The following is a 25,596-nucleotide window of genomic DNA, read 5'->3' as shown; positions in this document are numbered from 1 at the left end:
GATATGAAAACAGGAACTAATTATTTTCGAATCGGGATTTTTGTAATTTCTACATTAGTCATTGCTGCTACTTTTATCATCATACTTGGTGCTGGTGCACTTTTTCGAAAGAACGTATTTATGGAAACCTATCTCGATGAATCCGTTCAAGGACTAGATGTAGGTTCACCTGTTAAACATAGAGGCGTAAAGATTGGAACAGTTGATGAAATAAGTTTTGTACAAAATGAATACCTTAATGATCTTGAGAGCGAAGAGTTTATAAAGTATGGGAGATATGTTATAGTGAAGATGTCCATACCAGGAATTGTCAAGGCATTACCTATTACAAAGATTGATGAATCCATAAAGAGAATGATAACAACTGGACTTCGAGTAAGGCTTGCATCGCAAGGAATAACTGGAACTGCTTATCTTGAAGTAGATTATCTCTCTCCAGAAAAAAATCCTCCTCTTCCTATATCATGGAAACCAAAGAATCACTATATTCCTTCTGCTCCTTCAACCATGTCGAGATTTAGTGCGTCATTGGATTCATTTTTTGATAAATTGGAAGCAACTGATGTTCGGGGTTTGATTTTCAATTTAGATCGATTGATAAATAATTTAAATTCAGAAGTGGAAAAGGCCAAAATTGGGGAAATGAGTCGAGAGGCGACGATGCTTATGTCGGAGATGAGAAAAAGTAACCAGGAACTAAAAGAAATACTCGCACAGCCAGAATTAAAAGTTGCACCAAAAAAACTGGATACTGCTCTAACACAGTTTAGTTCAGCAACCAAACGTTTGGATACAATACTATCTACCAATCAAAATGAAATTTCCTTGGCGGTTGAGAACCTGCGTATTGCTTCAACTGATCTAAAGGATGTCACAAGTAATGCCAAAAAATATCCATCTTTAATATTCTTTGGTGAGCCTCCAGCTAAATCACAAATCTGGAAATAATAAAAAATGAAAGAGATTGTTCACTTGATATCAAATAAAATTTTTTTTACAACTTTGATCAGCGTTATAGTAATTGGAGCTTTTTCTTGTATATCAATTGAAAAAGATTTCCCAGAAAAAAAGACATATCTGATCGAATTGGATTCACCGAAACAATCCACACAAACTTCAAAATTTAAAGATGATATTCTGAAAATAAGACGGGTTTTGATTTCCAATAAATATGATAGCAAAAGTTTCGTGTATAGAAAATCGGAATCAAAATACGAATCGGACTTTTATAATGAATTTTTTATTAGTCCGCAGAATATATTAGGAGAAGAAATCCAAAAATATTTGGATAAAGTCGGAATATTTAAATCCGTTCTAGATATAAGCTCTCGCACTGAATCTTATTATTATTTAGAAATTGAAGTCATGAGTCTTTATGGTGATTTCCAAGATTCAAATAAAACCAAGGCAGTTCTTCAATTGCAGTTTAGAATTTTTGATGATCGAGATAGCAATTATAAATTGATATTGAAAAAGTCATTTGATGAATTTGTTCCTATAGATTCAAGTTCTCCCGAATCCTTAGTTGGTGGATGGAAAATTGGTCTTACGAACATATTGATTCGATTCACTCAAGAAATCAATAGACTAAGATAGATTCGCCGAGTAGATATCATGTCTTGCAATGATAACTGAAATAATTAATTTCTCTATATAGGAGATCAAAATTGATTTTTCATGAACATCAAGCTCATTGTCAGAGAGGGCTTCTTTTGTGTATTTGAGCAAAGTTTTTAGTCTTTTCGAGAATTGAGTGGTCATCCAATCGCGAAATTTGGATACATTTAAACCAAGGACTTTGCCCATACTGCCTGTTGCTTCCCATCTCTGTTTTAGTATTTTAAATTCAAGTGATACATTGTATTGGGAGTGGGTCAGATTGAAAAAATTTCTATTCTCTGATAGTATTACTCTCAAAAGAATCATATCACCAAGAAAATTATCCATTTCTCTACATATCTGGATTCGCTCTCGACCTGTTATTTTGCCATCGTCCATCATGGAAAGGATATAGACATCGTGTAATCTTTTTACATCCCTGAGCATTTCTTGGAATACATTTTGGAAATCAATCGCTTTATCATCATTGTCTAGAACAAGATATGGGACGATTCCATTTCCCGAAAATACTCCATCTTTATTGATATTAAAATTAGTTACCATAATAATTATCGTATTGTATAGATTTGAATGAAATCCACTGTTTGTGCAACCGAACCGGGAGCACCCGAAAGTATTACAACAATATCTCCTTCTTTAACCAAGCCTTCTGATTTAAGAGTTTTGTTCATAAATGCTATCATATCTGGAAATTTATCCATCATAGGCATAACATATGGTTCAACGCCCCAATACAATTTCATCTTTCTTGCGGTCATTAAAAATGGAGTAAAAGAATAAATTGGTACTTCTGGCCTAAACTCTGAGGACAATAATGCAGAAGCTCCACTTCTAGTAAAATTAATAATAGCTTTCGCGTTCATTGAGCGTGCAATCTGTTCGGTTGCAATTCCGAGTGCAGTACGTACTTTCTCATCGTCCCAGATTTCCGTTTTTTTGCTAATCGTTGCATAAATAAATGAAGATTCTGTTTTTCGAATGATCTTAGACATTATATCAACACTTTCTAATGGAAAACTGCCACTCGCTGATTCGGCAGATAGCATTACAGCATCTGTTCCGTCCATCACCGCATTTGCAACATCGGATGCTTCAGCTCGAGTAGGCCTTGGATTGTCAATCATTGACTCAAGCATCTGAGTCGCTGTGATTACTGGTTTTCCTTTTTGATTGAGTTGGTGAATGATTTCTTTTTGTAAAACTGGAACTTGTTCAGTGTCCATTTCCACTCCGAGATCTCCACGTGCAATCATGATCGCATCGCAAGTTTCTATAATTTCTGCAAGATTGTCTATAGCTTCGGGTCTTTCAATTTTTGCAACTAGACCCGTAAAGGTATCTTTCATAAATTGTCTTGCGAATTCTAAATCTGATGCTCGTCTAACAAAGCTTAATGCGATATAGTCAACTCCTAAGTTGAGTGCAAATTTAAGATCGTCTATATCCTTTTCGGTGAGTGCCGGGGCTGTAATGGGTGTTCCTGGAAGATTGATACCTTTGCTTTCTTTGAGAGTGCCGCCGACAATTACTTCGAGTTCAGCTTTTTGATTTTTTTTATCAACGCTAACTACACTCAAGACAAGTTTTCCATCATCAATTAACACGCGATTGCCTACATCCAAATCTGAAATTAAATTCACATATGTGCAACCAAGCTCGCTTTCATCTCCAATAAAATCAGGAATATTGTTGATTAATATTTTTTTTCCATTGATAAGTTGAATGCTGCCTTCTTTGAGTTTAGTTGTGCGAATTTTTGGTCCTTGTAGATCGGCTAAGATTCCTAAAGGTCGCCCAGATTCCTGTTCGCATTCCCGAAGTAATTCATAAGTTTTCTCGTGCGAATTTTGATTGGAGTGTGAGAAGTTGATTCTCGCGATATCCATTCCTGCATCAATGAGACCCAAGATTTTTTCACGTGTGGCTGTTGCGGGACCGATGGTGCAGATAATTTTTGTCTTTTTTTTGGGTTTCATTGGAGATTCAGGCATAGGGTACATTTACGGAGTGATTCACATTTGGCAAGAATCTTTTGGGACAGACATAAGAGAATGATGTCAGTTTTTTAATTGCAACGATATAAATTTGTCAAAAGATGTACACAATTGTGAAAAAATCGAATGCTGTCTTATTTTACAGTCCGTATTATAATTTGGATCTTGGGCGACATGTTTTTCCCGCGCAAAAATATTCCTATATCTATGATTGGATACGTAAAGATCCTATCCTAAAAAATATTCAAATATTAGCTCCAGAACGAGCGAAAATGGAAGATCTCGAACTTGTTCATAGACCAGAATATTTGGATGATTTATTTTCTTATGAGCATAGCTTTCGAACGATGAATTCTGAATTACCTTTATCTCGTAGTATCGTTGAATCGTTCTTATACGGTGTTGGCGGTACCGTTGAAGCTATGGAGAAGACTTCAGAGTTTCAATTTTGTTTTAATCTCGGTGGTGGCTACCATCATTCGATGCCGGATCATGCGGAAGGTTTTTGTTATCTCAATGATGTTGCAATAGCAACAAGATTATTTCTTCTACAAAATCCTGGTAAGAAAGTTCTAATAGCTGATCTGGATTTGCATCAAGGCAATGGCAATTCCTTTATCTTTCAAGATGATTCTGATGTTTTTACTTTTTCCATTCATCAAGGAAATATCTATCCGAAGAAAGAAGATTCTGATCTTGATATTGCTCTCGCACCAGGTACGGGTGATGAGGAGTATCTAAGAGTCTTGGATGAATCCTTGGCAATTATTGAATCCAAATTTCTTCCTGATATAATTTTCTATTTAGCGGGAGCTGATCCCTATATGGATGATTCACTCGGTGAATTGAAGTTATCTCTAGATGGACTGATTGCAAGGGATACAAAAATTCGTGATTTTTCAATCAAACATAATGTATCAACCGTGATTGTAACTGCAGGTGGTTATGCAAACCATCCAGAGGACACAGTAAAGATACATTTTAATTCAATTAAAGTTTTCTGTAGTAAGGACTAAATGGGAATTTTTTCGGGATCTGATAAAAAATCTGACGGAAGCGAATGGCTAGATCTATCCTCACTTGAGATGGTTGATCTTTCACGAGATTTGAATACATCGCTATTGCCAGAAGAAATGGTTTTCGGCAAATTCACCAAACAAGAAATTTTTCATCTTATGGACGATTCTGGTCTACTCGATATGCTAAAAGATCGAGGCTATTCAGATTATAATATTGAAATACAAGTTCTTTCTGAACTGGATAATCGAATATTCATAAAAACGAATGAAGGTAAAGTTTTAGTTCATATTCGTTTAAAATATTCTGACTTTTCTTTGAAAGCCTATCCTGATGTTTTCAAAATGGTATATATTGATTGGCTATTGACACAGAATATTCGTTTTGTTCCAGGAACTTATTCAAAACCATTGTTTTATGGACAAGAATATCCTGGTCTTGCAATTTTTGTAGAAATCACTGAGTTTATTCGATTACTTACCAAAAAAATTGGTGCCCATGGTGTTTTTAATATTCCAGAATATTTTCATGATGCCGTACTTTTTAGAAATAATTTCAAATTTATTGACCCGATAAAGGAAGGTCAATTTCGAGCATTGATTGAACTTTCAGCAACTCATCGTGTCAGAGAGGTTAGCAATGCAATTCATAATAAAAAATTAGTATGGTCAGAGACAGGGTTAGAATTTGAATGGTTTCATGGTGAAATGTTAACTGCTATCGATCCGTATTTGGAATCGATCGTCTTCACCGAAGATTATTTTAAAAAGGTAACTGAAGTAAGAAAGAACAGTTTGTTCAGCTTTTTGCCATCTATATGACTGAATCCTATCTCCCTAAACCAGAGATTCTTGTAATCGATGATGATGAGTCGATCTGCGAGACTCTTGAAGTAATCATACAAAGTCTTGGATACTATTGTGTTTTTTTTACAAACCCAGAACAAGGATTAGAATACTTCAAAAGGGAAGTAAGTCCGCTTATTTTACTCGATGTCAATCTACCTAATTTTAATGGAATTGACTTACTGTCCCAGATTAAAGAGATAAATCCAATGAGCCAAGTCCTCATGATGACTGGAGAACGTGAGATTCAAACGGTTGTCTCATCGCTCTACAATCGAGCTACTGATTTCCTTCTCAAACCATTCAATCTAGAATCTGTAAAGTCTGCCATTGCACGCGCATTCGAATTCTATTATATTCTAAAAGAGAAAGAGATCAATGACGAATCAATATTGAGAGATCTGAGATTGGCATCCAAAATTCAATCCAAGATCTTATCTATGCCCAAGAACCTCTCACACAGAATGTTTGCAGAAGTGAATCCTGCGATGTATGTTTCCGGAGATTATTTCCAGATCTTAAATATTGATGAGAATAAAACTCTAGTTGTAATGGGCGATATAGAGGACCATGGTGTGACATCTGGACTGATTGCACTACTCATGAGTAATCTAGTTAAAGAAATTTCCAATACAAACGAAACTAGTCCAGCTGTATATCTGCAAAAAATGAACTATGAATTGTGCTTCGAGATTGGAACTCATAGTATGACTGCTGTAATTATTCTAATCGATCGCGAAAAAAAACAAATCATATACAGTCGTGGTGGTCATCCTTTTCCAATCTTTTATAAAGCAGATCGTTCTGAATACCAACTGCTCAGTGAAAGATCTGGGCATTTATTGGGAATTATGGAAGATATTGAATTCCATACTCATCAAATCGGTTATGAGAAGGGAGATCTTTTGTTCTTGTATAGTGACGGTCTGATCAATACTCTACAAAGTCCTTTACTTGATTCAATGAACAATATCCACCTCAATTCAAAAAATAGATTTGAACAGATGTTGGATATTCTAAAGGACTATACAATTGAATTAAGGGAAAATTCCCACTTTCAAGATGATATTTCTTATCTTTTAATTGAACTCTAAAAAATACAAAAAGTAAAATAAATTTTCATCTATCCATCAACCGAATTTTTAAATTCTAAGAACTTATGATGAAAATCTGTGAGTCTAGTGATATAATCTCGAATCCATTCTTTGTCATAAACTTTTTCATCTGCGAATGTTCTGAGTTCTAATTCCTTTTCGAAATTCTTTAGTTCTAAAGTTAAAGCTTTTGCTTTAGGGGAGTTTGACTTTTTAAGGATCGATATGGATTTGAATATAAAATGATCTAGCTTTAGAAATAATTTCCGCTTTTTTTGTGATATATTTTTATAATTATCTTTTTTTAGAGCAACATAATCGTTTGCTATCTCCATCGTAAGTTTATAATCTACTTCCAATTTTTCTGGATTATTATGTAGACTTTTTGCTGTGTTGATTTGGAATCCTAAGCAAAAGATTATGATTGGTAAAAGCAGAATTCTACTTTGTCCAATTTCTCGCATCGTATAATATGCGAGCATCGTCAAAGGTATCCAATAAAAACTCATCAAATCCCAATCTGTTGGAAAGCCAAGCATAGGATTGATTGTAAAAGCTTGAATAAAAAATCCTAGTATGGCAAGAAGTATGAATCGAATCTCAGGTTTTTCGAAAAAATCATTCAATTTATTCGAATGAAAAATTCTACAATAGAGAATTGCTAAAACAGGAGCGCAACTAGTGAACCATATAACTCCCATTATATCTTTGAGATGATTCATGGAAATCATTCTCCTCCAAGGATATATCGGCATGGTCAGTGCGTGAGTCTGGCTTGCGTGTATTGTTGCATCGGCAAAGAAAAGAAAATAGCTAAATGTTGGAATTATAAATAATCCTGCAATCATACATGAGACAACAGCATTCTTTAATAATTTACCAGAAGTAGATTGAATGATAGCGAAGTAGATCAGCGCAATTGCCATAAATCCATACACGAGATGGAATAGAGCTCCAATGGTTGCGAGGAAAGCCAATATATATATGGAATAATCGGACTTGCCACGTTGAATGAAATAGATACCAATCATTAAAGTTAGGAATAGAATTATTGAGACTATAGAATAATTTTCTCCATAGCCATAAAATAGCAGAAGTCCACCAGGACTTAGCCAGAAAATACTATCTACTAGACTGCTTGAATTACGATGAAGCTGGAACGTTACAAAAATTAAATAAAGAAATCCGCAAATTGTACTCGTGATTCTATAATAGAATCTTGGATCTCCTCCAAATGTTATAAACAATTTGGAGTGAACGAATGCTTCTAAAAGTTCATCAATTGTTGATTGATATCCAAATATGGATCCTTCTAAAAAAACATTTTCAAAAAGTATAATCCCGTCTCCATAATTTAGATTACAGATATTATAAATGATAAATAGAATAAATTGAACTCCAAAAATCCAAGGCGCATACTTCAAAAAAAGCAAATTGGAATCAAGAAAACTGAGTCGATTGCGAAACTGGAAAAAGAATAGAGTGCCCAAGAATCCAATGAAAGAACCATATAAAACATAACTTCTATTGGTCTCGTATCCCCAATAATTGGAAAAAAATAATAGAATAATATTTATAATAAAAGGGAATAATAGAAAAATAATTTCTTTCATTTCAATTGGAATCCTTGTATGTTTCATTTGGAAATTCTGGATCGAGATCCATTGTAGTTATGTTATAAAAACTGCCTTTTCGTATATTGAAAAAAAACATCTCTGGCATGCTAAAAAAAATACCATTCCATCCCTTTTTGAAAGTGTCTCCACTATCATCTATTGCCATGGGAACGCCTATCAGTAATTGAGACAATCCTGTTATAAGATTTGTCGCTCCGAATATAGGACGGAAAAATACATTCTCATCAGTAAATAGTAGAAACCAATCATCCTCTTCGTTGAAATTGTAGATCGTTGAAGTCGGAGTAAAATTTTCTCGAAGAAACACCAATCCTGAATTTTGTGATTTTCGCATATCTCTTATTAGTTGTCTGCGGTATGAAAGGATAATTTTTTGTGATTCGATAAAATAGTTGTTTTGAACATCGTAGTTTGCGTAGAAGGGAACGAACGAGAGAGATGCATTGGGATTGATTTGCTTACCAAGAGCTTGGGTAATTTTTATACTTTCTTGGTTATAGAATTCATCTATTGATCTAAAAATTTCTGAAGTGCAATTTTGGAAGATTAAATGGTATGGATAGATTTTCTGTAATTGAATTAGATAATGATCATATTCTATAGTTGCTTGTTTATTCGATTCTGCTAATTCAGGTTGAGGAATATAGAAATTAGGTAAATTAGCTGCAATTCCTCTTTTATTGGGCATGGTTTTGATTGGGAAATTTCTTATAGGACGATCGAATTGCACTGCGTTTTGAATTTCATTGTAGCGATTGGCTGCATCGGTAAGATCGATGAATTGTTCAATCGTTAGGGGATTCTCGCTTTCTAGATATTTATTTCTATATCGATTGAATAAAAGTAGAGTTTCGTCTTTCAATTTGTCAATATTTCTTGCTCTATTCCAGATGATCTTCTCGGATTGATGAGGAAAACTATCCGGGAAATGAAAGTATCCGCTCTCTAGACTCGCCTCAAGACTCAGATAGAAAACCAAAATCTGACATCCGAGTAGACCCCAATGATTGGATTCCTCATTGTCCGAGATCTGTTCGATCAATTTCAATTCAAGGTTCTTGCTTAGGTTTTGCAATTTGATTCTTTCTTGGTCAGAGATCGGGTTGATAAATTCTGAATGGAGCGAGAAAGACTCTAGAGGTTTTAGTTTATGATTATTTTCTATAGCGTCATAAAATACATATTTTTGAACGAGGTCTGTATAAGTCTCAGAATAGAAATCTTGAAATGTTGTATAGGTTGAAGAATTGATTGATTGATCTTTATGGATATTGCTCTTATATTTTAGATTCTGGATTTGTTCAACTATTTTGGATTTTTCTCTTTCTGGATCAAAATTATTGATTTTACTGCGAATAATATTGATTAGGTGATTTTTGGATGGTTTGGAATTCTGGGAGAAATAACCAATTCCTTCAATGGGGTAGGTATTTATTTTTCCAGATAAATATTTAGCGAATATATCTTTGTTTGCTTGTAAATATTTTAAATTTTCAAAATGCTTTTCTTGAATTAGAAATAATCGATCGAATCCGGTTTCGATTTTATTCATATCGGATTTTTTTAATTTCAAATCTGAGACAATGATTGTCCGATTTTCTTGAATATTGTAACTAAAGCGAAAATCAAACCAACTCTCTCGGACAATGTGAAATATTTTATCTGGGTAGTATTGAAAATGATAAACATAGTCGCCGATTTTTAGAGCAGTATGACCACCACTGGATTGACCCGAGTTCGCATCAATATAGAGAAATGAAATCTTTTTGTCTTGGGAGAATACTGCAGAAGAAATGAAGATCAGGAAATAAAAGAACAGAATGGAGAAGAATGATGGTTTACGAGACAAAGTGAATCACAATCAAAGATTATAAATCACTGATATTGGGAAAAATATTTCCCAATATCAATAAATAGTTTCTATAATTCAAAACCTTCGAGAATTGCTTCTTGAATGCTTGGCTTGCCCGCACAAGATTGATTTGCAATGTCCACTACATGATTTCTTGCATATCCCGCTTCGCGAAGTCCCGCTCCAATTGCAACGTAAGTTGATCTATGTTCTCTCCAGTTGAGAATCCCATTTCGTCTTGCGATACGATTGATGTCTTTTTCGATATGAGCCGTTCTCTCTTCATCTTGCGAATACAGTGCAATGAGAGTTCTAACATCTTTCTTGTAAGATTCAGAATCTGCTGCTTTATCAGAAGATGATTTACTTACAGAAGAGACAGACTTAGATATAGATCCAATTGCTGTACTTACAGATCCACTCACAGAGTCTGCTGCTTGAGATATGGAAGTTGATGCAGCCGCACAATTACCTAGTAGTGTAATTGCAAGAATGCAACCAAGGATGGCTGGAAAATTTTTATTCATGATCGCTCCTAAGATACCTTAAAAATCTAGAAAAGTTTAACTGTCGGTCAAATCTTTTTTACGATTCGATCGAAAAAACCCTAGAACCGTAAGCTGGCAATTCTATCTCTAGAATTTGGCTGTCATTATCATATTGAACTGAAATTTCTTTATTTCCTGTCCAATAATCAATCCATTCTGTATTTCGAATAGCTACAGGAGTCTTCATTTTAATTGTCTTAGATTTGTCTGTTGGATTCCAGACACCTAGATAACCTGCAGGATTCCAAAGTCCCTCTGGAAATTGACCTTCAAAAATTCCAATCGGCAATGGAGTTTTAGCTTGGCAAAGTTTCGAAAGTTCTAATGTTTTCTTAAGCATTTCCAATCTCTCTGGTTCGAGTTTAGTCATGTCGTCGCTTACGAGTAGCATTCCTCCGGAAACAGCCATGACTGAAGCCATAATCAATGTTTGGTTGTAGTTCATGCTATTTTTTTTCTTTCGAACTACGAGACAATCGGGATCATTGAACCAAAATTTTCTATGCATAGATGCCCGAGTAAGATCATTGATTAGAGCTTTTTCCGTACACAATGCATTCTTGTCACGAACCAATCGTCGTTTCAGCTCTGCACGCCAGAAAGGGGCAACATCACAGCTGATTCGCATACCTTGGAAATATCCAACCGATGGAAAAATCGGCGCACCACAACCTAATAAAAATGTATCTTTACCGACAACTTTGCGAATCAATTTTAGCGCATTTTGGTATCTTGCTTGTGGAGTGATGTTCGGATTGTATACAACTCCTGGCAAAAGTCCAGCGTACAAAAAGTCCAGCTTCAAGTAAGGATAGCCCCAATCCTTGGTTATCGTTTTGAAAACTTGTGTTAGAAATTCCAATGACTTAGGATGGGTTAGGTCCAAACAATACGTATAGTCTTTGCCCCATAAAGGATTCCATAACGCAGGAACCGGATCGCCATTTTCATCTTTCAAAACGGCTTCAGGATATTTGTTATAAAATTCTGATTCTTTTCTAACTAAAAAGGGAGCAAGCCAGATCCCTGGTTGATATCCTTCTCTTTTGATTTCATCGGCGATGATTTTCATTCCAGCAGGAAATTTCTCGTTGGTCGTAAGCCAATCACCAATTGTTCTTTGATAACCATCATCTACTTGAAAGAATTGAATTGGGATATTTTTATCTTTAATATCCTTTAGGTTATCTAAAATAATTTTCTCTGTAATATCAGTATAGTAGTAATACCAAGAGCACCAACCAGTCGGAACTTTTTTTGCAAGGATTGGAATCTCGGTATTTTTTGCATAGCTATCTATATAATTTGCAATGGCTTTCTCTGGAGATCCACTAAAAGATATTCCTGTGAGTTCGGGAAGTGGAAGTTTGCCGTTGGTTTTGACATCTAGCGAGCAATGAAAATCTAATATGCAAGAAATTTCCAAAATTTTACCGTTTTCATCCACTGCAGAATGGAATCTAACTCCAGGATCTGAACCAACTAATAGGCCACAGATGATTCCGGAATCTAACTCTTTCGAATAAAGGCATATAAAACTTTCTGAGAGAAAATCTCCTTCTTCTCCGCTGTGATCTGAGTAAATATTTTCTTGACTATATCGCAAAAATTCAATCTTCGGAGAAACATCCTTTTCATTGGGATTATAACTTGTTGACAAGCTCCAGGATTGATATCCATGTTGGAAAATTTTGAACCCGTTACCGTCTTGAATCATATCATCCATAGCAATTGTTATAGTTTTTAGATGAAATCCAACTTGCGGACGAGTTGTATCAGCCCACTGGATTATAGGCTTGTATGTTCGAGAATTGCCTTTTTTTGTGATGGAAATTTTGCCTTTAAAATTGCCACATTCACTCAAAGAAGAAGTTTCTATGAGATCTGCTATGGAAGAATTGGTTTCTTCGTCGAATACTCTATATTGAAAGATAGTTGTGCGTTCCATGGCGATAATTTTGAATTGAAACCTCTATTACAGTAAAAAAACTATCCTCTATGAGTCAAAAACAATCCTCCATCCGTCCTCTCGTATTTCAAGGAGATTTATCTGAAGAAATCACAAAAGAATATGAAAAAGATGACCATCTTGCTGTTGATTGTGAAATGATGGGACTCAATCCAAGGCGAGATCGATTGTGTGTAATTCAGATATGCGATTCTAAGAATAAAGCTTCTCTTGTCCAAATTTTACCAGGTCAGACTCAAGCTCCAAATATTCAGTTATTATTTGAAAAAAAATCTATAATTAAAATTTTCCACTTTGGACGTATGGATTTAACCTTTCTGAAAGCGCGTTTAGGTATATCAGTCAATCCTGTTTTTTGTACAAAAATTGCGAGTAAACTAGCGCGAACATATACTGACAAGCACGGACTCAAAGAATTGGTTAAAGAATTTTTTGATGAATCGATGGATAAAGGCAAACAATCCTCCGACTGGGGCAAAAAAATTCTGAGCAAAGAACAATTGGAATACGCAGCAGGTGATGTGAAGTATTTGATTGCTTTAAAACATATTCTTACTGAGATGCTCGTTCGTGAAGGAAGATTAGAATATGCTGATAAATGTTATGGATTTCTCGGAACTCTTGTGGATATGGATCTTCTTGAGCTTAAGGATATATTCGAGCATTGAAGAAAAAGATCCCAGCCAAGATCTATATTTGCCAATCTTGCGGAGAGAATTTTCCAAGATGGTCTGGCAAATGTCCAGGATGTGAGTCCTGGAACACAATCATCGAAGAAACTGGCTCTGGATCTAAGTTTACCGAAAAGAAGCGAACAATTCTAGATCCAAAAAGATATGAAGATCCAATTTCGATCAATAAAATCGAAGAAGAGAAATTTCAGCGTATAAAGACTGGATTTTCGGAACTGGACTTGGTTCTAGGAGGAGGAATTGTTCCTGGAAGCCTGGTTCTCATTGGAGGCGAGCCTGGAGTAGGCAAGTCGACTTTAATTCTAGAAGTTGCAAAAAATCTATCTAACAAAGATAAGGTTCTATATATATCAGGTGAAGAGTCAGCTTCTCAAATAGGACTTAGAGCTAAACGATTGGGTATTCAATCTGATAATATTTTGCTCTCTTCCGAAGGTTATGCAGAGAATATCATTCAGATGATTGAGCATATTCGACCCGGAGTAGTCTTCATAGACTCGATACAAACTGTACAGAGAGAAGCTCTTCCGAATCAAGCGGGAACGGTGACACAATTACGTGAATGCACACAGATTTTCCTAGAAACATCAAAGAGATTGTCTATTCCAATATTCTTAATTGGTCATATAACTAAAGAAGGATTGATTGCGGGGCCCAAAGTTTTAGAGCATCTAGTGGATACAGTACTGTACTTCGAAGGAGATAAGCTCAATTACTATCGAATTTTACGAGCTGTAAAAAATCGATTCGGATCGGTTGGTGATATAGCTGTATTTGAAATGAAGACTTCCGGATTGGAAGAAGTGATCAACCGGAATGATTTATTTTTATTTAGAGATGCAGATACGCAAGAGGGTTCTGTACTTTCTGTTGTCCTTGAAGGATCAAGAGCGCTCAGTGTTGAAGTTCAAGCTCTCGTTGCAAAGACAAGCTTCAGTCAAGCTCGCAGAATGTCAGAAGGTTTAGACAATAAAAGATTGATTCTTCTATGCGCTGTCATTGAGAAATATCTAGGAATCCCTCTTTCTCAATCAGACGTTTTTGCAAACTTGGCCGGAGGATTGACTGTTGATGAACCCTCACTTGATCTAGCAATCTGTTCTGCAATTCTATCATCTGCAACAAATCGATCCGTGTCTTCTACGACCGCTTTTCTCGGAGAAGTGGGTCTTTCGGGCGAAGTACGTAACGTTGGCCAATTAGGGCTGAGATTAAAAGAGTTGGAAGCGATAGGACTTGAAAAAGTGATCCTACCTGTGTCAGCTAAGAATGAATGGAAAAAAGAAAATTCTGGATTCCAGCTAATTGGAATTAAACATCTTCGTGAATTAACAGAATACTTTGATTGATCACTAAGTTAATCCATCCTTTGACTTTGATTCAATAAATAATTTATAATTTTGGTATTTTGTACAATCAACCTATTCTTATAGCTATGTATGGATTATTGTAAAGTTAATCACGTCTAAGTATTTTGAAATTATTCAAGTTTCTTAGCCGTGTTTACCTTGGATTGTACTGCTGATCCATCTAATTTATGTGATCCCTCGTATTTGCTTTGCCTAGTTTTGCATCCACTGATCAAGAAAAATAAAGAGCAGAGAAGTAAAAATAGATAAAAATAATTTCTAATCCCTTTGTTTGGTAAATTACTATTCAAAATCATTTTCTTTCTCCATTTGCTCTCTAATATTTCTAAGGGCTTTTTTTATCGCAATGAGAGATGAAGCCTGGTACGGATAATCGTATCCATAGTAAAGAACTTCCATGTATTCCGTATCGTTACTTTTACTTGAATAGGTTTTGACTAATTCTTTCTTTTTATTGAATTCCGCAACTTCTACTTCAAAGTAGGCATCATATTTTATTAAAGGAATTCCCAATAGTATCGGAGGAACTATTGCAACAAGCAGTACTAAAGCCGGATAACCGTTTATATTTGTTTTGCCTTCACGTACTATCACGCTAAGATAGCCATCTGGACTAGAGGATTTATTTTTAATATTCAATGAATTTTGAATTGTATCATACGCTAATTTGCGGGAAATATCTAGATGAGAATCTATTGATCTAGCATACTCTTCTTGTCCACTTTTCTTAAAATAATTGTATGAATCTTTCTGATAATCTATAGAAACGAGATTATCCTCTATGCTTTCGTAGTTAATAACAAGTTTATAATTTTCATATCTTTTAGGGACGTCAAATTTATCATTTGGAATATCTTTGAGCATTTTGGTGCAATTCGACATCACCATTAATAATAAAATTGTCAAAAATTTCTGAGAGATTTTCTTCATAAGGTTTCTATATTACGCATCCAAATTTATTTACAGTGAATTAAAGGAAATTTTACTTCCCCCGATAATTCAAATATACGGTTTTAAAAACTCAAGAAGATTTTTCTTTACAACCGCAATTTGAATACCGAGAAAAGTTTTTCAACTATTTATTGACCCAAGTATTTCCAGCATCGGAAGATACAAGTATCGTATCCCGACCAACTGCAACCAATTTGTCGTTACCATATGCAACACTCCTTAATTCCACCGTTGACCCGGAGGATTTTGAAGTCCAATTGATTCCATCCGGACTTGATAAAACCAAGCCAGACATACCGACTGCAATAAATTGATCCTTAGCATAGACAACAGCTCTAATCGTTGAAGTTACACCCGATGAAGCAGCAGTCCAAGCTAGACCATCTGCCGAGTAATAAATATTTCCCGAATTTCCGACCGCGACAAAGCGTGTTCCATTATATGCAATTCCAAGTAATTGTTTTGCTGAACTCAAACCGGTTACTCCATTGCTTGAAAAAGTAAGAAAAATGGATACAAACGAACCAACTTTGATGGATGCGCTATTGGATTCTTCTGCACCAACGACAACCATGCGATTGGAATTTGAGGCACTTTCATAATAGGCGGGAAACAATGAACTACCAAGACTAACTCCTGATGAAAAACTCAGACCGTTTGTTGATGTATAGATATTTCTACTACCGAATGCAACCAAAGTTGATCCAAAGTTTCCAAGGCTTCGTAAAAAAGTTGTGTTGGAAAAGGTACTAGATATATCCGACCAGCTGATACCATCTGCTGATGTATAGTGAACGCTATTTCCAATTGCAGTGAATCGATTGTTGATATATCCTATATCATTGATTGCCTGATTTGTATCCAAACTTATTCTTGTCCAGCTATCTCCATCAGCAGATACATAAATCTGTCCACCGCTTCCAACCCCATAGAATTTATTATCTAGGTAACGAACCCGATTAAAAAATATATTCTTACTAGTTAGAAGGGATTGTAAAGCTAGCAATTGAAAGAGTGGATCTGGTTCATCCTTCTCTTCTTTACAATTGCTGAATTGTAAAGAGGTTGCTATTAATACTAAAACTAAGAACTTTTTCATTTCTTGATCTCCGCGATTATTCAAATTTCTTATAATCTTAACACCGAAATCAAATTCTGTCGTCCCATTCTATAATATAGAACTCAGTATTTACATTTTTTTAGTTTATAGGATCAGTTTGAACTAGTTTGCTTTTTATATTCGCTAGGAGTAAGATTTACGATTTTTTTGAAACTTCTGTTGAATGCAGATTTTGAATTGTAGCCAACTGCTATAGCAATTGAAAGAATTGTTCGGTCCGGTTCATGAATTATCATATCTTTTGCTGCTGCGATTCGATGCATATTCACATAATCAGTAAAGCTCATTTTCAGATTACGATTTAATATTTCGGAAAGTTGGTGTATAGAAATTCCACAAGACTCAGCTAGATCTGCGATTCTTAAATCCTCATCTGCATAAAAATGTTCATCCTTCATGAAAATTTCCATATTTTGTATAATTTTATCAACATCCAATTGGTTTAATTTGCTTTTCTCATATCTGCTTTTTTGTATGGAAATTTCATATTCAAGAATTGCATTGGGTTGGTATTTTCCAAATAAGTATATAGCCACTACAGAAATTGAATGACTCATTGCGCTTATACGGATCAATTCCAAGCTAGATAAAATATAACCAATAATATCAGCAAGTATCATTATGTGAAGAAAGGCTAGAAGTAAATACAAATAGATTTTTAGTTCATCATTGATTCTTTTAGAGAAGGAACGAAGTTCTTTGAAAATAAGAAAGGCAGATAAATTAGAATAAAATAAAATAAGTAACTTTGGTCCAATCACCCAGGACATAAATCCCCAGTCGATCCGATCTCTCAATAAAGGTTCTAACGTAAATAGATTCGCAATCAATTGCAGTTGAGCGCTAGAATTAAGTTTTAGCCAAAAAATCACAGGTAATAACGAAAAAACGAATGGTATGAAATGAATATAAATCCTATATCTATGATTTCCTACCGTGTAAAAATTGAATAAGTATAAATAGATGGCAGGTCCGATTGCATATAAACAAGGAACAGCAATCCCAAAAGCAATCGGAAATTTATTGATCAATCCGGAAAAGTAAGCAGCTTCAAAGCATAATCTATATCCTGAAATTGTGATCAAAAAAATTGTTGTAGAATCTAATTTTCTATTTTGATTGAGAGTTGCTCCAACAACCCAGACAAAGCTAAAAATGCCAGCGAAAAAAAGAACCGCAAAATCAAATGGATAGTGCATATTTTAGAAATTTATTTCTTAACTATTGTGTCAATATTGAATTTGATTGGTCTTTTTCCTAGTATCTAAAAAACACTTGTAACTCCAAGAACAAGCGAATCTAATGTCTAGAAGAAAAATTTAGACCAATAAAATAATTTATTTATACAAGGAATTACTGGATGCAAACAATTTCAGAAGTCAGTCAGAGATTACACCAAGCAAGAGAAGAAATGCATAAAGGAATTGTAGGCCAAGATGATTTGATCGATGGATTGTTGGTTGCGATGATCTCCAATGGGCATGTTTTGATTGAAGGACTGCCTGGACTCGCTAAAACTCGAGCTGTAAATTTATTGTCTCAAATCTGTAAGGTTCAATTCAATCGTATCCAGTTTACTCCAGATCTTTTGCCTGCAGATGTTGTCGGAACCAGAATATTCAATCAAAATAAAGCGAGTTTTGAAAACCAATATGGCCCAATTTTCGGAAATTTTATTTTGGCTGATGAGATCAATCGTGCCCCGGCAAAAGTTCAATCTGCACTATTGGAAGCTATGCAAGAGAGACAAATTACTGTGGGCGATGTAACCAAAAAATTGCCTGAGCCATTTTTAGTTTTTGCGACACAGAATCCAATAGAGCAAGAAGGAACGTATCCATTGCCTGAAGCCCAATTAGATCGTTTTCTGTTGAAGCTTTTAGTTGGATATCCTAAGAAAGAAGAGGAAGCAGAAATTGTAAGAATGGTTGTGTCTGAGATCAATCTTCCCGTTCTTTCGCCAATATTTGATCCAAAAGAAATTATTATCATTCAAGAAATTTCTAGAAAAATTCATTTAGATGATTCATTGATTCGATATATCGCAGAAATTGTCCTCGCAACTAGAAATCCGGAAGAATATAAATTAGAAAATTATAAACAATGGATATATCATGGAGCTTCACCTCGTGCATCTATTGCTCTTGCGCAGACGTCTCGGGCTGTTGCACTTCTGAACGGAAGAGATTTTACGACCGCCGAAGATATAAGAAGCATTGCTATGTCTGTTCTTAGACATCGGGTTGTGATGAATTATATGGCTGAAGCGGAAGGGATAACTTCTGAACAATTTATTGATAATATTCTTTCTGCTGTCAAAGCACCTTCTTAAGTAAAAAGTGAAAATGGAAGATGCGAGCAATCAATCTAAGCTTGAGTTATTAAAAAAAATCCACCTATTAGAGTTGATTTCAAAGAAGAACGCAAACTCTGTTTTAGATGGACATTATAAAACTGAAATTCCAGGCAAGGGCAGTGAGTTCAAAGAAGCAAGAAAATATGTGAGCGGTGAATCAATTCGATCCATTGATTGGAATATGACAGCAAGACTTGGAGAGCCCTATGTAAAAATTTTCGATGAAGAGCGCGAGCGGAGTATTATCATCGCAATTGATATAAGCGCTTCCATGTATACAGGTTGGCAAGAAAAATCTAAAATTGAACATGCAATTGAGATTGCCTCAACTCTAGCATATAGCGCTGTTAAGTCGGGAGATCGATTGGGTTATGTTTTTTTCCAAGACAAGATTATTGAAGACTCTCGTCCGAAAGTTGGTAGACGACAATTGTATCAAGCGATATCGAGAATGGTTCACTATCGGGATAATCAAATAGATGGCGGAAAAACAGATATTCGTTCTGCTATTCATGCTATAGAAAAACAAAGAGGCAATCGCTTCGTGGTCTTTGTTATATCTGATTTTATTGATCTAGACTTACCTGATGATTTACGGTATCTAACTAGTCATCATGATTTGGGTCTATTGCATATTTATGATCCGTTCGAATATTCAGAAATGAAATATCTTCGCTTTTCTATGGAGGATCCGGAAGATTCTAATTTCCAATTACATGGGAAAAAAAATGAATCCAAAAATCTTACAGAAGTGCAAGAACATTTGAAAGAAATATCAATCAAATATGGATTATCTTGGGAATCATTTTCAACAGCTATGCCAACTCGCCCGACTTTAGGTCATTATTTTCAAAAGAAAAAACGGATTGCGAGATAATGAAATTAAGTTCTGAAATTATTTCACCTTTAGAAATCCTTTCTGAATCAGAGATTTACTTTTTGAAATATATAATTCCCGTAATTTTATTATTCCCGTGGATCATATTTGCAATTTATAAATTTCTAATTTGGATTGCAAAATTCTTTAGCAAGGACAGAGCCAATTCCGATTTTGAGCTGAATAATTCTTGGTTAAACGATACGATTGTACCGAGAGAACGACCTCCTATTTTGAGTGACCTTGAAAGGTTGGCTCTTGAAAATCCTAGGAGGGCATTGAATGAGTTGAGTCGGTATTGTAGAATTGTTCACTTAGGTGACGAATTTCATAATCCATCTTTAGAATTCTGGATACGAAAAGTAGATCTTTCTTTGAATCCTCGATGGATAGATATCACTTCCGTAAAACATAAAGGTAGTTTTCGAACTGAATTTTCTGTGGTTTATTCTGATATTCTCCTCAGTTCTTACCAAAAGCTTGAACCAAAGCCAGAATCTGTTATCAGCCTAATTCAAAAAGTGAGAACCGATCTGCGAGGTAAAATTTATGGGATTTGAATCACCTTGGCTCATAATTCTGTTAATAGGTGTTAAGTGGTTCTTGCCTAATGATCGAAATCAGAATATAATAAAATATTCACCAGTTGGATGGCTAAAGAATAATAGCTCAGGAAATATATCGAAGAATCATTCAAATAATCTTAAATGGAAAATCGTAATATGGATGCCTGCGCTAATCTATAGTCTTCTTGTAATTGGATTAGCACGAGGATACTATACTTCTACTCGAGAATCAGTTAGACTTGATGGAATCGATCTTGTGATAAGTTTGGATTTGTCGGCAAGCATGCAGGCAAACGATTTTACTCCTAATAGACTTGAAGCGATGAAATCAATGGTCGGAGAATATTTATCTGAAGGTAGAGGGAACCGAACAGCAATTTCGGTGTTTTCTGGAAAAGTCTTTCAGCACTATCCATTTAGCCAGAATAAATATGTTCTGCAAAGAGCAATCGAATCGATACATTTCCAAACAATCAATCATAACACTGCTGGCGGAACAGCGATCGGTGATGCAATTCTTTTCTCCATATCTATGTTAGATAAAGTTAAATTGGAGAATCGTAAGCAAGCGCTAGTAATCATTACGGATGGTGAGAATACCGAAGGAGTTGATCCCATTCTTGCGGCTAAGTCTTGTCTTGAAAAAGGTATACATCTTTATATTGTTGGGCTTGCGGGACTAACTCCCGTTCCCGTTTTCTATAGGGATGCACCCTTTCTCGGATCGGATGGACAGCCGTTGATCACTAGTTTACAAGACGAAAGTCTTGAAGCCATTGCTACGTCAGGAGGTGGTCAATACTATCGTGCAACACAAGGAGATAGTTTTCGATCTATATTGCGTGAGATCAATGAACTAGAAAAGCATCCTTTAGATGTGAATGATGTGTATGAGAATCATTCCATTAGCTTTTGGATTGGCTTAGCTGCCTTATTAGCATTTTTGATTCATCTAGTTGGTGGAGGATTTTGGTTTAGGAGACCAATCTTATGATGGGATTAGAATTTCAATATCCAATTCTTCTTTTGTTGATTCCTTTACTCTCACTAATTCTCACTTGGTTTTGGATAGTTCAATATCGTTCATTGCAAGAATTACAAAAAATGGTTCATTTTAGTAAATTATCTAAGCTAACAAGACTTATTCATATTAATAGGAAATCGGATCCATCCTACAGAAATTTCTGGATATACTGTTTTTTGAGTTATATTTCTTTGATTTCTCTTAATTTTGCAATAGCGTCACCTTTTACTCCTGGTGATGCCGAGATACAGAGTCGACAATCATCTATACTATTTGTAATCGATGCTTCTTGGAGTATGAGCGCCGTCGACAATCAAAACTATGAAAAAGAATATCCACTTAAACCTTTTAGTCGATTCGGAGAAGCTAAAGTTCATGCGATGGCATTAAGTAAAGAGCTAACAGATTATTCATTTTCGGTAATTACATTTGCAGAAAATGCTGTATCACATACAGATCCTCATCCAGATATAAATTGGATTCAAACTGTCCTCGATCAGATCCAGTTGCATAATATTTTTTATTCTGGAAATAATTTTGATGAGCTCTACAAACTCATTTTGAGTTCTTCGCGATTCAGTTCACAAGGATTCCAAATTGTGTTCTATTCAGACGGTGACGTAAGCCCAGAAGAAAAGGAAATCGCATTAAATGGACTATCCGTTTTAGAAAGATTGGAGATTCCAATTCACGTTATAGCAGTTGGAACCGAAGCAGGCAGCAATATAAAATTGTCCTACAATCGCCTACGATCTGAAAAACTTTCCCCTCAATCGAAGTCTAGCGATGCGTCCGGACAAGAATATCGGACAAAGGAAAATGTTTTGGTACAAGAACGTGTATCCAAGATGGATAGAAATTTTTTACAAGAAATTGCCAATCGAACAAAGGGAATATTTATCCAAACCAATGAAGGAAGTTCCGGAATTTTAGAACTCGTTAATGAAATTGAGAATAGAAAAGATTACTCGCAGACTCTTTTATGGGAGGCCGGTGGAAGAAAAGATCAGAGTTTCTACTTCTTATTACTTCCTCTTTTCTTTATTTGTCTGGAGATGTTTTGGCTAAGGAGAAAGTCTTATGGTCATTGATCAATCTCCAGATTTTATAGATGATATGATCCAATTCATTAAAAAATGGAAATGGTGGATCATTTCGCTTATTATAATTATTGAAATTTCCATTTATTTCTGGGCACAGAATAGGTTGAATCATCCATCCATAAACCCTAACAGAATTGGAATCAATCAATACACTACTAATAAATATGATGCTGCTGAAGAAAAATATATAGAGAGTGCCAGTTTTAATTTTCGAAAGGAAATCCCTCTCTTCAATTTAGGTTTAAACTATTACCAAAAGAAAGATTACGAAGAAAGTAACAGAGTCTTAGATGGTATCAATTCAAATAACCGTTTTTTCTGGGAAGTCTACAATGCATTAGGTTTTGTATTGTTTGATTGGGGACATTCTGTTCTCGATAAAGAAGAATGTAGCTATGACCAAACTCTTGTTCTGTGGGAACTATCTGAGAAAAAGTTTAATTATGGTTCGTATATTGCTTTTTTTCATCTCTTTCCCTATCGAGAAGCTATTGCCATGAGAAAATCAAGATTGGAAGTAAAAGACGCAATAGCTAAACTTCCTGAATGGCGAGATAATTGTTTGAATCCACCTGAGAATCCAGATCAAGAACCTGATTCTGGAAGTGGAGGAGGTGATGGAAAAGAAGGGTCTGAGTCAACGGAAGGAAAGGGGGAAAATGAAAATGAAAACTCCAAGGGAAATAATGACTCCAAAGGAGATGAAAACACCAATGATAATCCATCTACCAATAAGGATAGAGAAGGAAATGAGGGCAGTGATTCCACTGATTCCACCGATAAGAATTCAGAAAAAAAGAAAGATCAAGAAAAAGAATCCCTATCTGATAAACGAGAAAAAAACCGTCAAAATCGAGAAGAAAAAAAGGAAAACTTAGAAATTTCTAAATCAGAAAAAGAAGAATTGCAGAAAGCAAAAGAGCGAATCCAAAACTCCAATTCAAATAAAGATTATACAAGGCATAAAGAAGAAATAAATATTATAACATCCGTTAAAGAAATAGAAGAGGCAATGAAAAATGCCAAGTGGTAAAATCTTAACTTGTTTATTGTTTCTTTTATTGATTATTAGTTGCACAGCGGAAATTGAACGTCCTAGTGTTGAGTTTCTTGACTCCGATGTCAGATTTGAATCATTGGATCAGAATTCCAATCAATGGGTTCCATTAGAAAAAAGAATCATGAATTTTGGCAATAATAGGAAACCCATTTGGATAAGAACCAAATTTCGAAATAATTCCGAGAACATCCAACAACAAATTTTAGAAGTGGGAGTTTCTTATTTAGATAGGATTCATTTTTATTTAGTAAAATCTAATTCTGTTGAAGAAAATTTCTCAGGAGTTTTAGAAGATTTTACTAAACAAAAAATCTTTCATAGACACCCAAGTATGCGAGTCGATTTAAATCCTCGAGAAGAGGCGATGCTCTATATTCGAGCAGAGAACTCAGGATTAATTTCTTTACCATTGCGACTTTGGAATGCAGAAGATTTCTCGAAAAAAACTCAAGCGGAATATATGATTCATGGATTGTATTATGGAGCTATGCTTGCTTTGCTATTTTATAATCTTATTATATTTCTTTCGATACGAGAAAAGAGTTTTCTCTATTACTGTATATATCTTTTCGCTGTTTTCTATAGCTATTTAATGTTAGGAGGTTTCTTGAAGCAATTCTTTAGTCCAGAAGACTCTATATTCGTGAAACCAGGATTGTTTATTTCTACTTATACTTCGATTGGCTTTGTTCTCTTATTTACTGTCGAATTTCTTGAAATCAAAAGTTTTAATTTAATCCTAGATCGAATCTTGCGTTATTTTGCCTACTGCTGTCTTGCAATGGCAATTCTGTCTCCACTTTTTCATTTTGGATTTCTTGTAAAATCATTCAATTATTTATTACCTCTTTGCACCATAATGATGATAGTATGTGCTTGTTTCAGTTATAAACATGGGATCGGACAATCAGGCTTCTTTCTTCTCGCCTGGGTAATTGTTACGGCAGGCGTGATTTTGGAGACTTTAACAAACTTGGATATTCTCCCTATGGAATTTGTTTTGGGTAGATTCGGAACCCAATTGTCTTCGTTATGTGAAGCTTTCCTTTTCTCATTTGCTATAGGTCGTCGTATTCGTAGATTGGGAATCGAGAAGGCTGTCTATCGAAGTAAACTTTTAGTCATAGAAAAGGATTTGGAAATAGCAAAAAAAATTCAGAGTAGAATTTTACCTCATTCAATTCCGAAGCTGCAAAATGTAAATATATACGTTCACTACCAACCACTTCATGCAGTGGGTGGAGATTTTTATGATTTTCACCAAATTGATGACAAGCATATAGGAGTTTTGGTAGCCGATGTGACTGGCCATGGCGTAAGTGCTGCAATGGATTCCTCAACCGTAAAAATTGCATTTCGTAACGATCTTCAATTTGCGAATTCTCCTAATAAAATGCTATCAAGTATGAATCGTTTTTTGATAGATCTTTTGGATTATAGATTTGTAAGTGCGGTGCATGCTTATATTGATATGGAAAGAAAAGAGATGGTTTATGCAACTGCTGGTCATCCACCCATTGCTATATTAAGAAATAATGATATTCACATTTTGGAATCCACAGGATTTTTATTAGGTATGGTTCGCGATTGTGAATACTCGGAACAAAGATTTGCTCTTCAAAGTAAGGATCGAATCATTTTTTATACAGATGGATTGAATGGAGATATAAGCATCGATGATACGCCCGAAGATATACTAAAGTCTGCCATTGAGAAAATTTCCTACAAAAATCCAGAGCAGTTTTGTGAATCGGTTATCGAAGAATTGAATCAGCAAAGGATGCAAGTAAGCGATGATATTACTGTGGTCGTTGTTGAAATTTTGTAATGAATTCTATCATGTAGATCCCTCACCATTTGCAATCAAATTAGATCACAGGTGAGGGAATTGAGGAGATACT

General features: G+C 35.1%; 24 protein-coding genes. 14 read left to right on the top strand and 10 right to left on the bottom strand.

The window, feature by feature from the left end; translation table 11 throughout:
- The first annotated feature begins 3 nt into the window (after nucleotides 1-3).
- Nucleotides 4-948, top strand: coding sequence for an MlaD family protein (locus O4O04_RS13120; protein ID WP_272532198.1), 945 nt, complete (start codon nucleotides 4-6; stop codon nucleotides 946-948).
- Nucleotides 949-954: 6 nt separating this feature from the next.
- On the top strand, nucleotides 955-1,596 hold the full coding sequence (locus O4O04_RS13115) for a hypothetical protein (protein WP_272532197.1): 642 nt from the start codon (nucleotides 955-957) through the stop codon (nucleotides 1,594-1,596).
- Here the strand turns inward: O4O04_RS13115 and O4O04_RS13110 are convergent.
- Both O4O04_RS13110 and pyk read right to left on the bottom strand, forming a co-directional pair.
- Nucleotides 1,588-2,163, bottom strand: coding sequence for a hypothetical protein (locus tag O4O04_RS13110; protein ID WP_272532196.1), 576 nt, complete (start codon nucleotides 2,161-2,163; stop codon nucleotides 1,588-1,590). The two genes, O4O04_RS13115 and O4O04_RS13110, sit on opposite strands and share 9 nt — an antisense overlap.
- Before the next feature lie 5 nt (nucleotides 2,164-2,168).
- On the bottom strand, nucleotides 2,169-3,611 hold the full coding sequence (pyk, locus tag O4O04_RS13105) for a pyruvate kinase (RefSeq protein WP_442915895.1): 1,443 nt from the start codon (nucleotides 3,609-3,611) through the stop codon (nucleotides 2,169-2,171).
- A gap of 104 nt (nucleotides 3,612-3,715) precedes the next feature.
- Between pyk and O4O04_RS13100 the strand changes: the two genes are divergently transcribed.
- Genes O4O04_RS13100 through O4O04_RS13090 form a run of 3 tightly spaced genes read left to right on the top strand, consistent with a single transcriptional unit; the run spans nucleotide 3,716 to nucleotide 6,570 of the window.
- The gene (locus tag O4O04_RS13100) at nucleotides 3,716-4,630 is read left to right on the top strand and encodes a histone deacetylase family protein (RefSeq protein WP_442915894.1); all 915 of its coding nucleotides are present in this window, start codon (nucleotides 3,716-3,718) and stop codon (nucleotides 4,628-4,630) included.
- Nucleotides 4,631-5,452: a hypothetical protein gene (locus O4O04_RS13095; protein ID WP_272532193.1), complete on the top strand. Its 822-nt coding sequence runs from the start codon at nucleotides 4,631-4,633 to the stop codon at nucleotides 5,450-5,452.
- Complete coding sequence (locus tag O4O04_RS13090) at nucleotides 5,449-6,570, top strand: fused response regulator/phosphatase (RefSeq protein ID WP_272532192.1); 1,122 nt, start codon at nucleotides 5,449-5,451, stop codon at nucleotides 6,568-6,570. Before O4O04_RS13095 ends, O4O04_RS13090 begins: the two co-directional genes overlap by 4 nt.
- A 29-nt stretch (nucleotides 6,571-6,599) precedes the next feature.
- Here O4O04_RS13090 and O4O04_RS13085 read toward each other — a convergent pair whose 3' ends face one another.
- From O4O04_RS13085 to O4O04_RS13070, 4 genes are all read right to left on the bottom strand, one after another.
- Nucleotides 6,600-8,183, bottom strand: coding sequence for a hypothetical protein (locus O4O04_RS13085; protein ID WP_272532191.1), 1,584 nt, complete (start codon nucleotides 8,181-8,183; stop codon nucleotides 6,600-6,602).
- Nucleotide 8,184: 1 nt separating this feature from the next.
- Nucleotides 8,185-10,056, bottom strand: coding sequence for a hypothetical protein (locus O4O04_RS13080; RefSeq protein WP_272532190.1), 1,872 nt, complete (start codon nucleotides 10,054-10,056; stop codon nucleotides 8,185-8,187).
- Between the two features lie 71 nt (nucleotides 10,057-10,127).
- A complete protein-coding gene (locus O4O04_RS13075; protein WP_272532188.1) occupies nucleotides 10,128-10,586 on the bottom strand; it encodes a putative lipoprotein in 459 nt (152 codons plus the stop codon).
- Between the two features lie 58 nt (nucleotides 10,587-10,644).
- Nucleotides 10,645-12,555, bottom strand: coding sequence for a glycoside hydrolase family 36 protein (locus O4O04_RS13070; RefSeq protein WP_272532186.1), 1,911 nt, complete (start codon nucleotides 12,553-12,555; stop codon nucleotides 10,645-10,647).
- Nucleotides 12,556-12,605: 50 nt separating this feature from the next.
- Here O4O04_RS13070 and O4O04_RS13065 point away from each other — a divergent pair, with 50 nt between their 5' ends.
- Both O4O04_RS13065 and radA read left to right on the top strand, forming a co-directional pair.
- Nucleotides 12,606-13,244 carry a ribonuclease D gene (locus O4O04_RS13065; protein ID WP_272532185.1) on the top strand — a complete coding sequence of 213 codons (639 nt, stop codon included), beginning with the start codon at nucleotides 12,606-12,608 and terminating at the stop codon, nucleotides 13,242-13,244.
- Nucleotides 13,241-14,617 carry a DNA repair protein RadA gene (radA, locus tag O4O04_RS13060; protein ID WP_272532184.1) on the top strand — a complete coding sequence of 459 codons (1,377 nt, stop codon included), beginning with the start codon at nucleotides 13,241-13,243 and terminating at the stop codon, nucleotides 14,615-14,617. Before O4O04_RS13065 ends, radA begins: the two co-directional genes overlap by 4 nt.
- A gap of 131 nt (nucleotides 14,618-14,748) precedes the next feature.
- Here the strand turns inward: radA and O4O04_RS13055 are convergent, their stop codons facing one another.
- From O4O04_RS13055 to O4O04_RS13040, 4 genes are all read right to left on the bottom strand, one after another.
- Entirely contained in the window at nucleotides 14,749-14,934 is a 186-nt protein-coding gene (locus tag O4O04_RS13055; protein ID WP_272532183.1) for a hypothetical protein, read from the bottom strand.
- Nucleotides 14,921-15,568 (bottom strand): hypothetical protein, encoded by a 648-nt coding sequence (locus O4O04_RS13050; RefSeq protein WP_272532182.1) that lies wholly within the window; start codon nucleotides 15,566-15,568, stop codon nucleotides 14,921-14,923. The genes O4O04_RS13055 and O4O04_RS13050 overlap by 14 nt, the downstream gene beginning before the upstream one ends.
- Nucleotides 15,569-15,713: 145 nt before the next feature.
- Nucleotides 15,714-16,688, bottom strand: coding sequence for a WD40/YVTN/BNR-like repeat-containing protein (locus tag O4O04_RS13045; protein WP_272532181.1), 975 nt, complete (start codon nucleotides 16,686-16,688; stop codon nucleotides 15,714-15,716).
- A 113-nt stretch (nucleotides 16,689-16,801) separates the two neighbouring features.
- Nucleotides 16,802-17,908, bottom strand: a complete 1,107-nt coding sequence (locus tag O4O04_RS13040) for an AraC family transcriptional regulator (RefSeq protein ID WP_272532180.1) — start codon at nucleotides 17,906-17,908, stop codon at nucleotides 16,802-16,804.
- 161 nt (nucleotides 17,909-18,069) lie between these two features.
- On the opposite strand from O4O04_RS13040, the gene O4O04_RS13035 reads away from it, so the two are divergent.
- From O4O04_RS13035 to O4O04_RS13005, 7 genes are read left to right on the top strand one after another with little or no spacing between them, the layout of a single operon-like run.
- Nucleotides 18,070-19,041: an AAA family ATPase gene (locus O4O04_RS13035; protein WP_272532179.1), complete on the top strand. Its 972-nt coding sequence runs from the start codon at nucleotides 18,070-18,072 to the stop codon at nucleotides 19,039-19,041.
- 13 nt (nucleotides 19,042-19,054) lie between these two features.
- Entirely contained in the window at nucleotides 19,055-19,942 is an 888-nt protein-coding gene (locus tag O4O04_RS13030) for a DUF58 domain-containing protein (protein WP_272532178.1), read from the top strand.
- Nucleotides 19,942-20,502 carry a hypothetical protein gene (locus O4O04_RS13025; protein ID WP_272532176.1) on the top strand — a complete coding sequence of 187 codons (561 nt, stop codon included), beginning with the start codon at nucleotides 19,942-19,944 and terminating at the stop codon, nucleotides 20,500-20,502. Before O4O04_RS13030 ends, O4O04_RS13025 begins: the two co-directional genes overlap by 1 nt.
- Complete coding sequence (locus O4O04_RS13020; protein ID WP_272532175.1) at nucleotides 20,492-21,502, top strand: vWA domain-containing protein; 1,011 nt, start codon at nucleotides 20,492-20,494, stop codon at nucleotides 21,500-21,502. The genes O4O04_RS13025 and O4O04_RS13020 overlap by 11 nt, the downstream gene beginning before the upstream one ends.
- Nucleotides 21,499-22,623 (top strand): VWA domain-containing protein, encoded by a 1,125-nt coding sequence (locus tag O4O04_RS13015; protein WP_272532174.1) that lies wholly within the window; start codon nucleotides 21,499-21,501, stop codon nucleotides 22,621-22,623. Before O4O04_RS13020 ends, O4O04_RS13015 begins: the two co-directional genes overlap by 4 nt.
- Entirely contained in the window at nucleotides 22,613-23,668 is a 1,056-nt protein-coding gene (locus O4O04_RS13010; protein WP_272532173.1) for an E3 UFM1-protein ligase 1 family protein, read from the top strand. Before O4O04_RS13015 ends, O4O04_RS13010 begins: the two co-directional genes overlap by 11 nt.
- Nucleotides 23,655-25,523: a SpoIIE family protein phosphatase gene (locus O4O04_RS13005; RefSeq protein ID WP_272532172.1), complete on the top strand. Its 1,869-nt coding sequence runs from the start codon at nucleotides 23,655-23,657 to the stop codon at nucleotides 25,521-25,523. Before O4O04_RS13010 ends, O4O04_RS13005 begins: the two co-directional genes overlap by 14 nt.
- Nucleotides 25,524-25,596: the final 73 nt, after the last annotated feature.

This window comes from Leptospira sp. GIMC2001 (genome assembly GCF_028462125.1).
Taxonomy (GTDB): domain Bacteria; phylum Spirochaetota; class Leptospiria; order Leptospirales; family Leptospiraceae.
The sequence above is the reverse complement of the archived record's forward strand: the minus strand, read 5'-3'. Positions and strand labels throughout refer to the sequence as shown.